Genomic DNA, 14,209 nt, shown 5'->3' with positions numbered 1-14,209 from the left:
TAATTTTCAGGCGGTTTTTTAATTCCGCCAACAGGTTTATAAATAACAAAGAAAAATCATTATGAATAAAAACAAGATTCTCATCATGCTGCTCTTCAGTCTGTTTCCTTTCTGGATACAGGCCGAGGAGGTGGCTTGTGTACTTCCTAAACCCGCTCATATATCCGTACAGAACGAAAAAGGGTTTCAGATAAATGCAAAGACCGTAATTTATGCCACTCCTCAAGCTTCGGCTACTGCCGAACTGTGGGCTGCTACATTGCGCAAAGGTACCGGTCTGGAGCTGCTGGTAAAAGTAACCTCCCGTGCCGCCAACAAGCAGGGTATCTGCTTTGTGCTGCCGGAGAAAACGACCGATACGGAAAGCTACAGCCTGAATATCACGACAAAAAGAGTACTGATAGAAAGTCAGGGAGCAGCCGGACTGTTCTATGGTGCCCAGACCGTAAACCAACTGCTACCGGCTGAAGTGCTGGAAGGAAAAGGAAATATCCAGGAAATATCCCTGCCTTCACTCACGGTTCAGGATAGTCCCCGTTTCAAGTGGCGCGGCTATATGCAGGATGTGAGCCGCACCTTCTATTCGGTGGATGTTCTGAAGAAGTATATAGATGTCATGGCGCTCTACAAACTCAACACCCTGCATCTGCATCTGACCGATGACCAGGGTTGGCGTATTGAAATCAAGAAATATCCACGCCTGACCTCGGAAAAGGCAACTCGATTCCCCGATGAATACAACCAACCGGAGAAACGCAGCGGATTCTATACGCAGGAGGAGATGAAGGATTTGGTGGCTTATGCCGCGGCAAGACACATCCGGATTGTTCCGGAAATAGACGTTCCGGGACACTGCTGGCCGGTTCTGATCAATTATCCGGAACTGGCGGTAAGTTCCAATCTGTATCCGGACTACGTGATGCCTTTCTGTGCCACTTATCATGTTTGGGGACATCAGTTTACTCCGAATACTCTCGACCCGACCAGCGAGAAAGTATATCAGTTTCTGGATGACGTATTCACCGAACTGGTCGAAATTTTCCCTTCGGAATACATTCACTTCGGTGGAGACGAGGTAGTACATTCCGTATGGCAAAACGAACCGCGTATCAAACAGTTCATGGCCGACAAAGGTATGAAACGGGTAGAGGAACTGCAAAGTTACTTCGTTAGCCGTGTTTCCAAAATCATCCGCAGCAAAGGAAAGCAGCCTATCGGCTGGAACGATATTCTGAGCGATGCCAAGAATCTGCCTAAAGGCACGAACATCATGTCGTGGATAGGCAGTTCAGCCGTAAAGAATGCCGCACAATATGGTTTCCCAACCATTGCGACCCCAAGCAGCCATCTGTATTTCGACATCCGTCAGGGAAGTCCCGATGACGGTCTGTTGGCTGATTTAGCTTATCCGTATGCCATCTCGCTGCAGAAAGTGTACGAATATGATCCGGCAAGCGGATTGACGGAGCAGGAACAGAAATGTCTGTTGGGCGTACAGGCCAATATGTGGCCGGCCGTACCGCAGGAAGTTAAGGACATCAATGTGCAGAATTTCCCACGCCTTTTGGCACTTGCCGAAATCGCCTGGGCCGACAACAAAAAGGATTACCAGGATTTTGAAAAGAGACTGGCACCGCAGTATAATCGTCTGGATGCCCTGAAGATTGACTACTACCGTCCGGGCGGACATATCATCGCTACTTGGGAGCCCAAAGACGTAAAGACGAATGATTATGTGGTTTGGGAATGGGAGGTAACCCCGAAGGTATATGCCAACGGAAGAGTCATGGCCGGTCTGTTCTATACCCAAGGAAAGAACAAACTGAACATCAAAAAGATGCAGCTGCTGGAAAACGGTAAGGTGATTGCCGAAGACACACACCGTGGATTTGCCGACGAGACTCGTGCCACCTCAAAGCCTAAAAACTATCTGTACTTTCTGGATGTGAAAGATTATAAGCCTCAGGCCCGATATACCTTGCGTGCGGAAGTCTCCGGATATGCAGGTACAGACTCGTATGGAAATGTCATCTTCTCACTGGCGCCTTATCAGGATTTTTCGGCCGTGGAAGCAGACAAATAAAAGGAAACACCTAATTATTAACTTTTTCTAATAGAAACAACATCATGAAAAAACAACTATGGATTGCCTGTCTCTCCTGCTTCCTGTGGGGAGAAAGCATGGCACAGAAAATCATTTTACCGAAACCGTCAACAGAGCCGAGCAAAGCGCAAATGCAACAGATCGAGCGCAAATATGGCATGTTCATCCACTTTGGAATCAATACCTTCCATGATGAAGAGTGGACAGACGGTTCCAAACCGGCCTCATCTTATAATCCTCCGACGATTGACGCGGAGCAATGGATCAAAAGTGCTAAAGATGCCGGTATGAAGTATGTGATTCTCATCACCAAGCATCACGATGGTTTTTGCCTGTGGGACAGTAAATATACGGAATATGATGTGGCCAGTTCCGGCAATCCGACCAATGTGGTCGAGGCTGTGGCCAAGGCCTGCAAGAAATATGATATCGGATTGGGACTTTACTATTCGCTGTGGGACAGAAAAGAGAATCGACAAGTGGAAAAACAGGAACTGGATGCAGCTTACAACCAGTATATGATCAACCAGATCAAGGAACTCATCAAAATAGCCCGCAAACATACTCCAATCGTAGAGTTCTGGTTCGACGGAGGATGGACCAAAGAGAATTTCCGTTGGCCGGTTATGGATCTGTATCAGACCATCAAGAAAGAGATGCCGAACTGTCAGGTCGGTATTAACTGGAGTATCGGCTCTCCGGAGAATGCAGATGCCCACATGATTACCCCGGACAAGCAGAAAGCCGGTTTCCCAATCCGTTATTTCCCCAGCGACTTCCGTCTGGGCGATCCATTCCTTCCGCAGGATGAAGATCCTAAAACATTCACGTTCAGCGGTAACCAGTACTATATGCCGTGGGAGTCTACCGTGTGCATCAGCAAATGCTGGTTCTATAATTCCACAGACAAGAACTTCAAATCGGTGGACGAACTGGAGAAGCTGTACAGACAATGCACCAAGAACCAGAATATTCTGATTCTGAACTGTCCGCCAACGCGTGAAGGCAAACTCCGCGACAAGGATATCGAAATTCTGCAGGCCTTGAAGAAACGTCTGGATCTATAAGATTCTATACGGCGACAATTTATTCAATCAGATTTTCCCTTATCCTGATATGAAAAGAGCATACGCCCCCCTTCCTATCAGAAATAAGAACCAGAAAACTGTATATGTGATTTAATAAAAAGAGCTCAACTCGAAATGCTGTGAGTTGAGCTCTCTTTTTATAATAAAATACTTGGATCAATCATAATCCAACCAAGTGGTTACCAACGCACTCTTATCCGTTTTGAAGCGAATCCAACGTGCCTGAAAAGAATCCGGGAACTGATGTGTAAAGTGTTCTCCTGGTTTTACAGCATAAGTAGCGTAAGCCATCCAATTACCGTCACCGGTAGGGTCTACTTCTACTGTAAAAGTTACCTCCTCAGAAGACAGATGAGATAAAGTCAGCTTCTTACGGTCATAACAGGAAATCAGATATGGATCAGAATAAACTCCGGCCTGTACTTGCTGATTCCACCAGGGACCTCCCTGACCTCTCGGTTTTCCCAACTGCCACAAGTCGTCAATAACGCCTGCCCACACAGCAGCCTGTCCGTCTTGAGAAACAATAATGTGCGGATTCCTTTTTCCTTTCTCCGGTTTTACTCCCGTGAGTAGAATCATTCCCCGATAAGATGCATAATCGTGTATCTGATAATCGTGTGTGGATATCGGACGAATCTTGGCAAAGCCATCAGCGTTCTCTGCCGGAAGTTCATAAAATGTTCCCATACAACTGAACAAGTCGCGCTCTGTGGCTACCTCGCGACAGATACGCAACTGCGCCTTATCTGTAAGCGAAGCGAACTGCTGCTCTCCCAAAGGCAGTCTCCACCGGCGTCCCTTATCATCCGTAATCAATACCGAAGAAGCCTCTATAGAAACCACTTTTGAAGGCACGACACATTTTTCTTCGATAAACTTGCGGGTCTTTTCATCCTCCTTTCGAACCAGCTGCAACGTATCGTTCATTTCATAATACCCGACAGCAGTAGGTTTCCCGCCAACGTAACGATAAGAAAGAAGTCCCAGAGTCCTTCTGTTATTCCCCAATGAGTACAGCAAACCACCCAAATGCTCCTGAGTATCCGAAACCTTTGCCAATCCCGTAAACAGCGAAGCCGCTTTCCGCTTCCGATTTTCTTCTCCGGAATAGGTAAAGCAGGCAGTAGCCTTAGTCGGACTATCTGACTGAACACGAATCCATTCTCCGGTATCTGAGGAATCAAATGCGATATGCTCCGCCGCTCCGGGAGCCAGCGTTATCTGCTTCAGCACAGACCACTGCCCATTGCCCGACAAATCTACCTCAAAAGTAAATGTTGCCTGAACTGCTCCGTCATTCTTCAGCCAGACCGAGCGGTAAGGCCAACCGGCAAACAAAAACGGTTCGGAATATTCACCGGCCTTGACCGACTCATCCATCCAGACAGACCCCGTTGCTGTAGTCGGTCCCAGTTCATCCGGTTTATCCAAAGACGTAAACCAGACATTGGAATTGGATTGTCCGGGACCCGGCAGACTACCTTTTGCCTTCCGTTTGTTCAGGAACTCTTTCTGGGCCGTATCATCACAACCAAACACCAGCCGATCATTCCAGCGGGCAAAATCTCCGATGACTTTCAGATATGCCGACCGGGGACGGATACCGGCACTGGAACGGGCTGTAAAGTGGGAGGGAAATTTCCAGAACATGCCGTGCATGGTCATCAGATAATCAGGTTCTGCTTCCGTTCCGACATTACGGATACGAGGCCACTCCGTATTCCACCCATGCGCGCCATCATAAGAATGGCTGGCTTTGGGCAAACGGTAGAAACTCCATCCCAACTTAGGGTCACGCACTCCTAGAATTACGGATTTATAATCCCATCCGGTGGCCCATATCGGGTCCGTTTCCGGATGGGAATTTCCACAAATCCCTCCGGGACCGGTAACTTCTACAAACTGATTGCGACGCACCACCTTCCAGTCCTTACCGTTCCATTCGGCCAAAACGCCGGCCTCGATATCAAACTGAGTCAGTGCCTCCTGCGAGCCCTCACCATTATTGGTAAAGAGCAATACACCCTGTCCGGAATACAGTCCTTTTCCATGTACCCCCGGCAACATGGCCCCGATGGGACCATATCCCTTTGTTCCATCCGTTTTTTTCTGAAAATTGGCATCATGATATAGTTCTTTCACGGCCAACGTGTGCACGTCCACTTCATAAATGCCCTCCTCCATCGTTCCATAATAAATCTTATGTGCAGGATCGGTTAAATGACGGGCATTGCCGGTGTGGCGGCCGGGCATGGTCTTATAAGGAATCGTACGCACGCGACCGGTAGAATCAATCGCATGAGGCCCGATAAACAACTGACCGCTTTCCCGATGAATCATGCGGTTGGCCGGAGTACCTCCGATACTCTCGGAACGGACAATCTGCTTCAGGTCCGGAGTTATCTCATATAATTTGTCGGATGAACCCATAGGCAGATGAGGACCGTAGGTCACAATCCACAAACGGTTCGCCCAGGGGACCACTGCGCCGGTTCCGCACTCTCCTTCGTTATTATAATAAGCCAAACTGGGGTAGATTCCCGAAACGGAATCTATTTTCTCAGACAAACGTACCGTGGTACAACCAGCACAAGCCAATAAGGACAAGGCTGCCCAAAAGTGATTTTTCATATCATTAAATTTATCGTCAACATAATAAATGCGGTTAAATTTAAAAACTTTACTCTTGAAAAACAAATATTAATATCCCATCCGGACCAATAATCCATAAAATAATTTTAAGAACCTCACAATAACCGAAAAACAGAAGTATTGCAAGGCTAATCTATCATTTTTCAGTACTTTTGCATGAGTGCTTAAAATATAAATGACAAATACTCCCTTTACTACCTATGTGCTATCCGAAACAGTATATAAAAGTATATGCAGCCCTTTGCTGTATTTTATGCAGCCTTTCCTTATACGGTCAGCAACCGGTCGGCCTGAATGATTCTTTCGAGAAATTACTCAACGAATTAGATCAGCGCCTGGCCCAAACAGACCTGTATGAAAAGAAGCATCTTGGCGAGATTCAAAAGACCAAAATCTTGCAGACAAATGCCCAGACCCCTCAGGAAAGAATCTTGCAAACCCGGGTTCTGGTGGAACATTTTCTTTTTTATCAGTCTGACTCATGCCTGCACTACGTGGATCAGGCAATCCGACTGGCCCGGCAACAAAACGACAAGAGTACGGAAAATCAGATGATTTGCCGCAAAGCTATTGCCTATGCACTCAGCGGTCTGCCGTGGGAAGGGGAAGCCCTGCTGGATTCCCTGCTGCAAACTCCATTGGACCGCAGCTCCAAGAATGAAGTGTTTAAGGCCGAAATAGATATTCTGGAACAGTTTCAGAATCAGGACCTGCCCAACAATCTGGTCACCCGAAACTACATGCGGATGGAAACTCTGGAGGATTCGGTGAGCAAATACGATCCGGAACCTCACAGCCGACTGCTTCGTCTGAAATACCGGAACAATAGTGAACAGGAAATGATTGACCGACTGAAAACGACTCTTTCCCAATCCAACAACAATACCGAAAAGGCGGCGTATGCCATGATTATCGCCGGAAAATGCCAACAACAGAATGAGCTGAAAGAAAGAAACAAATACTGGGCCATAGCGGCTATCTATGATGTGGAAGCCCATAAAATGATCAGCTCGGCTCTGGTGCGTCTGGCCACATTGATGATGGAGCAGGGAGATTGGGAACGGGCCACGCGCTATGCCCAGGAAGCCAGCAAAAGAGCGGTGTTCTACCGGGCACGGTCACAGAATTACGAGCTGTCACCCATTCTGGAAAAATGTCTGGCTCATGAGAAAAGCGTCAGAAAAAGGAACTTTACGATTTTCACTTCGCTCATCGGAGTACTGGCCGTGCTCGCTGGCGGCTTCTGGATAGGCATGAAGAAAAACAAAAAACAGAAGCAGCTGCTGCAAAAGGCGTTGGAACAGGAAAAACAAATGCACCAAACCGCAGTAATAAAAGGAAACCAGCAGGAGGAATCCATGAAATCCTTGTCGGAAGGACTGATGCACTTCCTGTCCATCAGCATTGATTCCATCTATGAACTGGGAGCCATGCGCCACACGGTATTGAACAAAATACGCTCTAAGGAAATAGACCAGCTGGCGGCCTTGTTCAAGGGAGATACCAACTTGGCCCGGAACCAAAAGAATCTGTTGCGCCGCTTCGACATTGCCTTCACCCGACTGTATCCGGATTTTCAGAAACAGGTAAATGCGTTGCTCAAGGAAGACTGTAAAATCGAAACACCCGACAACGAACTGCTCAACAACGAGCTGCGCCTGCTGGCCCTGTTAAAGCTGGGCATATCAGACAGCAGCCGCATTGCCACGATTCTGGATATCTCGGTCAATACAGTCTATTTCTACCGGAACAGACTGAAGAATAAGGCTGTGAATCGGGACGCTTTCGAAGAACAGGTATTGCAGATTTCGCTCTAAACGCCTTGTTGCGTATCATGTCATTTTTATGATCGGCTCTATATTTCAGAATATAACCTACTAAATAGCAACAACTTATCCATTTACAGAATTTATGATGCGGTTTATGGTCTATTGACGGAAAGGGAGACTTGAAATATTTTTGCGAATGAAAAACAGCAAAAACAAACATCATGAAAAAGACATGGAATAATCTCAGAATGGCGGCTGTATTGGCATTCGGTATGGCAGCCTCCGGCCTTTCCGCCCGGACCTTTATCTTAGGTAACAGCCGCATTACCTTCATTACAGAAAATCTGGTTCGTTTGGAATATGCCAACCGACAGAAGTTTCTAAACGACTCTACCCTGTTCGCTGTGATCCGTAAGGACTATGACGTTGCCGTGAATCATCAACAGGAAGGCAGAAAGCACATCTTCACCACCAGTGCCATGCGTCTGGAGTTTGATCAGGACGGCTTTCCCTTCGGACAGAACAATCTGCGTGCCGAGTTCATGCTGAAAGGCAAGAAACAAGGCTGGTGTCTCACCGACGGACAAAGTGGAAATCTGAAAGGAGCCCTCTGCACACTGGACGGCGTAGGCGGTCCTGTGGAACGCGAAGAAGGACTGCTGAGCCGCAACGGATGGTATCTGATCAACGATACCGGAAAGGATGTCTATAAGAACGGTACTCTGACCCTGCGTGACCGGAACCATGTGCAGGACCTCTACCTCTTTATTTATGGCACAGACTATAAGGCTGCCTTGAAATCTCTGGCCGCCATCAGCGGTCCGGTGCCGATGACCCGCAAATATGTGCATGGAGCCTGGTATTGCCGCTGGTGGCAATATACGGCTCAGGACTATCGGGATCTGGTAAACGGATACCACGAACACGGATTCCCGCTCGACATTATGGTATTCGATATGGACTGGCACAAGAAGAAATTCTCCACCGGTACCGGACATGCCTATACCCGAGGATGGACCGGATACAGCTGGAATCGGGAACTGATTCCCGATCCGGCCGGTCTGATTGCCGAATTCAAGAAAAAGAACGTTCATGTGGTGCTCAACGAACACCCGCACGACGGTCTGCGTCCGGAAGAGGATGCCTACAAGGCCTTTGCCCGTGACCTGGGAACAGAACACACACAAAACGGAACTCCTGTATTTGATGCCGGCGATCCGCATTATATGAGCCGGTTCATGAAATACGCGCATCAGGAGAGCGACTCTATGGGCGTGGCTTTCTGGTGGCTGGACTGGCAGCAGGACTATGCCTATCCTTTAGTGCGAGGCACCAGCACCAAGCATCTGCCGTGGCTCAATGAAATCTATTACAACTACTCCATGCGTCCGGCTTATTCGGAAGGTATGCCGGAAAAGACCTTACGTGGCGCGGGCTTCAGCCGCTGGGGAGGCTGGGGCGACCATCGTCATCCCATCCAATTTTCGGGAGATGCCGTAGGTAACTGGGAAATGCTGCGCTTTGAGGTGGATCTGACTACAACAAGCGGCAACTCCGGATGTTTCTTCTGGGCGCACGATATCGGTGGCTTCTATGATGGAATGGACCCGGAATTGTACACCCGATGGACTCAGTTCGGACTGCTGAACTCTTCGCTACGCATCCACTCCGTAGCCGGAAAGGACAACGACCGCCGTCCCTGGCTCTGGGGCGAACGGGAAGAAAAGGCCATGCGCCATATTTATCAGCTCCGCTCGCAGTTGATGCCGTATGTCTATTCCAGCGTGCGCCAGTGCCACACGGATATGCTTCCGCTGAACCGAGGTCTTTACATCGAACAACCGGAAGCCGAGGAGTCTTACAAACATCCGGAAGAATTTTATTTCGGCGACCTGATTCTCGGGGCTCCGGTGACGCAAGCAGGTACAGGACCGGACAAGACTGTAGAGCAGGAAGTGTGGTTCCCTGCCGGATGCAACTGGTACAGTCTGTTTACCGGAAAAGCATACGAGGGCGGAAAAACCGCAACCGTATCCAGTCCCCTCGAAGAATCTCCTGTCTTTGTCAAAGGAGGATGGCCTCTGCCCCTGCAACCCGTACGCGAACGGATGGCTTCTGCCCCACTCGACACCTTGGTGATCCGCTGCTATCCGGGACAGAACGGCGACCGGAATACTTATACACTTTATGAAGACGACGGCATTACTTTAGACTATCAGAAAGGTCAATACGCCACCACAGCGCTTACCTATCAGAAAAAGGATACCGAAACCTCAGTTCAGATAGCCTCAACACAAGGAAAGTATGACGGACAAGAAAAACAGAGAGCTTACAGAATAGAACTCCCGGGAGTGAAAGTTTCCTCAAAAATATCTGTAAACGGTAAAAAAGTCCGCGCCCGATACTCGGAAGATATTCAGGGAATCATCATTCCGATCAAGAAAACGGATATCCGGAAAGAAATACGTATCCGTATCCAAGAAAAGAAAACAGAATAACAGCAAAAACGACTCGCCCGAAAGCCGAAGCCTTCGGGCGAGTCTGTTATCATAAAAGTTTTCCAATTTTCACTGCGGAATCTATCTTATCAGTCCATAAAGCGGTCAAAAATCTTTCTTCGAGCCAATGTACAGGCTCCAATAACACCAGACTGCTCTTTCAAATCCGACAATACAATTTCTGAATCATGATAGATCAAGCTCAATGTATTCTTCCGAGCTGAATTTCGCAACGGAGCCAGCAAAAACTCACCGGCAGCAGCCAATGTTCCGCCGATTACCACCAGTTCCGGGTTCAACAGATTCAACAGAGCAGATAAGTAACGCCCTAACTTAACAGCTATTTCTTCCAAAAGCTCCAGACACAAAGGATCTTCTGCGCAGATAGCTTCTATAATATCTGCCAGTGTAGTTCTTGGCCCGATTCAAATTTTTGCTGCAAAATAGAAGCTTTTCCATTTTTAAGACTTTCCAGAACCATACGATGCAAAGCCATACCGGAAACTTCCGTTTCCAAACAGCCTTTCTTACCGCAATGACACAAAATCTCATTATCAAAAACATTACAATGCCCCAATTCTCCGGAAAAGCCTGATCTGCCGGTATATACTTCACCATTCAAAATAAAACCGGCGCCAAGGCCCCAACTCAAATTGATAAAAATGACATTCTCATACCCTCTGGCACAGCCGTTCAACTGTTCTCCATAAATCATGGCACGGGTGTCATTATCAATTGTCACCGGAACTTTCAACTGATCGGAAAACCATCTGGTCAAAGGAATATCCGTCTGGTTGAACCAGCTGTAACTGTAACCGCTTATCGGATTTACCCGCCCTGGAATATTGATACCTACATTCAGAATCTTTTCTTCGCATAAATGAGAATTCTGAATAAAATGTGCAATATACTGGCAGACCTGATCCCGAGCCATATCACTATTTTCAAGATGATAAGGCAAATTCATGGAGAGCTGTTTCAGTTCTCCGGAAAGATCCATAATTCCGATATTCAGTTCAAAAAGATGAACATCAACCCCGATAAAATAGGCTATATCCGGATTCAGTCCGTAAAGCGTAGGCGGACGTCCTTCAGTAGTCTCTACTTTTCCATAGTTCAGAATATACCCTTCCGTACACATGTTCGAAAGTGCCTTGGTTACCGTAGGAACACTCAGTTTCAGTTCACGTGCCAGATTAGGAATTGTTGATGTCTTATGATGGGCATAATAAGAGATTATCCTTCTTTTAATCAAGATATTCTTATTTCCGCTTTCCTGTTCTTTTAATAAATCAAGTAACATCTGTTTTTTTATAATAATAGCGATCTCATTTGGAGAACCCAACTTTTTACATTTCAGTTAAAAAGTCGAATCTAAGTAAACAAAGTTAATACATTTTTAGTAACCAACATGATTATTGTTCCTTAAATTGATTCTAAAACCCTCCAAGTCTTTATGATCATAGGAAATTCACTTGACAACTCCTTTTACGACAACCTCTGATAAGGCAGCATTTTTATTATGGAAAAAGCGAACACGAATAAAACGTCCTGTATCCTGCAAATCAGAAAAAACAACACAGTCTGTAACAGCATCAACATTATTTCCCTGTGATGTATTAATTTCTGTCCAGTCCCTCTGATTCTCCGAACATTCGATTATAAAGGCTCTATCTTCTTTTGATGGAAATCTTATCTGAATTTCCTTCAACATCAAAAGTTTCTCCGTATCTAGCATCCAATAAGGAGCTTGATCTTCATCCGTAGCCTTCCAATAAGTACGAACATTACCATCAGCAGCCATACCCGGTACATGCTCTGCTTCACTGCTACTGGCAAAAACAGGATTATTCCGACCAAAAATCTGAATTATATTCTCATTCATAGAACGGACAAAACGCTTATAGGGACGCTCTTTATAATAAGAGTCTCCAATTTCATGAAACGGATTCTCACCTTCAAATTCAATTTCTATACATGCTTTCTTTAACCCCTCAGAACTTGCCTCAATAATGGTTTTTCCCGAAAAATAAGAACGGAAAGAAATAGCGGCCTGACCATCCATGATACGAATGTCACTGTCTTTCTCAAATCGAATCGTACGTCCTGTAGGAAATTCTCCTGGTCCGGATATAACTTTCAACTCAACAGTCGGTGCACAAGAAATGATATTTCCGGTCGTATCACAAACAGAAATCCACAATAAAACATCATCCGTTCCATCAGTTTTAACTTTTTTAGTCTTACTTGCTTTTAAATTCAAACATATCGGTTCACCGGCAACCGGCCACTTTGGTGGAGCAATTCCCGCATAATTATTCCGATACCAGTACCAAGAACGCTTTGGAATACGGAAATAGTCTACAATTCCCATTTTGCCCAACGCACTACCGGCAATACTTCCATGATCAAATCCACACCAAATAGCTTGTCCACAACGCCAAGGAACTCCCTTCCAGCCTTCATTACGCTGCAAATCTCCCCAACCGGGTGAATATTCCCCCGGACGGTCTGCTGTTACGCTTCCATATTCAGACACAAGGTTTGGAATTCCCGGATTTTGAAAATCAGGTTGAGTCGCACCATCTCCATTATAACCGGCAATATCTCCGATTTTATCAATCCGTTCGTCTCCCAAAGGCCGTTGAGCCCCTCCTATTGCCGCAGGTCTTGTCGAATCCAAACGATGACTCAAATCCACCATTTGCCGTAACAAAGTACGAACATCAGGCATTACTTCCGGGGCTGAAAAAAAGACCTCATTTCCCATACTCCACACAACGATAGAAGGATGATTCCGATGAATGCGTATCATTTCCTCCAATTGTCTGAATATACTTCTCTTAAAGGCTTCCTGATGCTTCTCGTTTGTAGGATAAGCACTGCTGTCCCAATAACCATCCTCTTTAAATCCTCCAATCCCCCAAAAAGGAGCTTCGGACCATAGTAAGATACCAGCTTCGTCACATGCCTGAGAAAATGCGGGTGCATGTGGATAATGAGAGCCACGGATTAAATTAAATCCTGCTTCCTTCATCATATTTACGTCTCTGCGCAAAGCCATATCCGTCACAGCATCTCCCCAGCCAGCCTGATCCTGATGTACATTAACTCCCTTTATCTGCAAAGGTTTTCCATTTAAAAAAAAGCCGTTCTCCGCAGTCCATTCAAACCAACGGAAACCAAAAGGAGTTTCTACACAATCCACCAACTCATCATCATGATAGACATACGTGATTAATTTATATAGATAAGGAGTCTCTGGAGCCCATAAATGAGGCTGTAAAACAGGAGGAGTAGACTGCACTATTTTTTTACTCTCACCTGCTGCAATCTTTTCGGTAGTCTGTACTTCTGTCACAAGCTCCCCGTTTTTATCTAAAACATGCGTCTGCAATCGGATTTTCCCAATTTTTCCACTTTCATTAGATATTTCTGTTTCAATCATTACAACAGAACTTCTACCATGATTCTTTTCCAATTCAGGTGTTGTAACAAAAGTTCCGCACCAAGTGACATAGCAATGTTCCTTTTTCACCAACCGAACATTTCTATAGATACCCCCACTGAACACATGCTCACCAGCTCTTGGTGCAACATCCGGCTTCCATAAATTATTCACCCTGACTGCGATCTGATTTTCTCCCAATTTAATGTAAGATGAAATATCAACAGAAAAGCCCGTATATCCCCCCACATGAGTTCCAGCCAGTTTACCATTCACAAAGACCTCTGCCTCTTGAAACACTCCATCAAATTCCAGAAAAAGCTTCTTTTTTAAATCATCCAAATCCAGATTAAGACATTTTCGATACCAGCCATAACCTACATAAAAGTCTTTGGACATAAAATAGGGAATACTGAACGAATGAGGCAATCCGACGTTCTCCCAGGAGGAATCGTCAAAATCACTTCTTGTAGCTAAACTATCATCCCCTTGAAAAAATTTCCAACCAGAATTAATCAGCAAAGTTTCTCTAGGTGTATTTTTCCCCTGTAAGAAAAGAACATTATTCCAAAATAGAAGAAGGAATATGCTAATTACAAATGATTTCATGATATAGATCCTAATTTTAATAATTTACCTATCAATAT

6 protein-coding genes and 1 pseudogene are annotated in these 14,209 nt (G+C 45.9%); 4 read left to right on the top strand and 3 right to left on the bottom strand.

Going from position 1 to position 14,209, the window contains the following annotated elements; translation table 11 throughout:
• Window positions 1–61 precede the first annotated feature (61 nt).
• Window positions 62–2,083: a beta-N-acetylhexosaminidase gene (locus tag DXA74_RS00975; RefSeq protein WP_118524956.1), complete on the top strand. Its 2,022-nt coding sequence runs from the start codon at window positions 62–64 to the stop codon at window positions 2,081–2,083.
• A gap of 44 nt (window positions 2,084–2,127) precedes the next feature.
• Window positions 2,128–3,171, top strand: a complete 1,044-nt coding sequence (locus DXA74_RS00970; RefSeq protein WP_118524955.1) for an alpha-L-fucosidase — start codon at window positions 2,128–2,130, stop codon at window positions 3,169–3,171.
• A 177-nt stretch (window positions 3,172–3,348) separates the two neighbouring features.
• Here the strand turns inward: DXA74_RS00970 and DXA74_RS00965 are convergent, their stop codons facing one another.
• A complete protein-coding gene (locus DXA74_RS00965; RefSeq protein ID WP_118524954.1) occupies window positions 3,349–5,826 on the bottom strand; it encodes a hypothetical protein in 2,478 nt (825 codons plus the stop codon).
• 221 nt (window positions 5,827–6,047) lie between these two features.
• Here DXA74_RS00965 and DXA74_RS00960 point away from each other — a divergent pair, with 221 nt between their 5' ends.
• Window positions 6,048–7,664 (top strand): DUF6377 domain-containing protein, encoded by a 1,617-nt coding sequence (locus DXA74_RS00960; protein ID WP_118524953.1) that lies wholly within the window; start codon window positions 6,048–6,050, stop codon window positions 7,662–7,664.
• A 173-nt stretch (window positions 7,665–7,837) separates the two neighbouring features.
• Window positions 7,838–10,114, top strand: a complete 2,277-nt coding sequence (locus tag DXA74_RS00955; RefSeq protein ID WP_118524952.1) for a glycoside hydrolase family 31 protein — start codon at window positions 7,838–7,840, stop codon at window positions 10,112–10,114.
• Window positions 10,115–10,203: 89 nt separating this feature from the next.
• On the opposite strand, the pseudogene DXA74_RS00950 reads toward DXA74_RS00955, so the two are convergent.
• A pseudogene (locus DXA74_RS00950) lies at window positions 10,204–11,417 on the bottom strand (ROK family transcriptional regulator).
• A 168-nt stretch (window positions 11,418–11,585) separates the two neighbouring features.
• Window positions 11,586–14,171 (bottom strand): glycoside hydrolase family 2 TIM barrel-domain containing protein, encoded by a 2,586-nt coding sequence (locus DXA74_RS00945; protein WP_118524951.1) that lies wholly within the window; start codon window positions 14,169–14,171, stop codon window positions 11,586–11,588.
• Between the last annotated feature and the right edge of the window lie 38 nt (window positions 14,172–14,209).

The sequence above is a fragment of the Bacteroides sp. OF04-15BH genome (assembly GCF_003477995.1).
In the GTDB taxonomy this organism is placed as follows: Bacteria; Bacteroidota; Bacteroidia; order Bacteroidales; family Bacteroidaceae; genus Paraprevotella.
Note: the sequence above shows the minus strand (reverse complement) of the source record. Positions and strands in the feature narration are given on the sequence as shown.

Coding starts and splice junctions, on each gene's coding strand:
- DXA74_RS00970 (WP_118524955.1), top strand. CDS start 2,128: ATGAAAAAACAACTATGGATTGCCTGTCTCTCCTGCTTCCTGTGGGGA.
- DXA74_RS00955 (WP_118524952.1), top strand. CDS start 7,838: ATGAAAAAGACATGGAATAATCTCAGAATGGCGGCTGTATTGGCATTC.
- DXA74_RS00960 (WP_118524953.1), top strand. CDS start 6,048: ATGTGCTATCCGAAACAGTATATAAAAGTATATGCAGCCCTTTGCTGT.
- DXA74_RS00975 (WP_118524956.1), top strand. CDS start 62: ATGAATAAAAACAAGATTCTCATCATGCTGCTCTTCAGTCTGTTTCCT.
- DXA74_RS00945 (WP_118524951.1), bottom strand. CDS start 14,171: ATGAAATCATTTGTAATTAGCATATTCCTTCTTCTATTTTGGAATAAT.
- DXA74_RS00965 (WP_118524954.1), bottom strand. CDS start 5,826: ATGAAAAATCACTTTTGGGCAGCCTTGTCCTTATTGGCTTGTGCTGGT.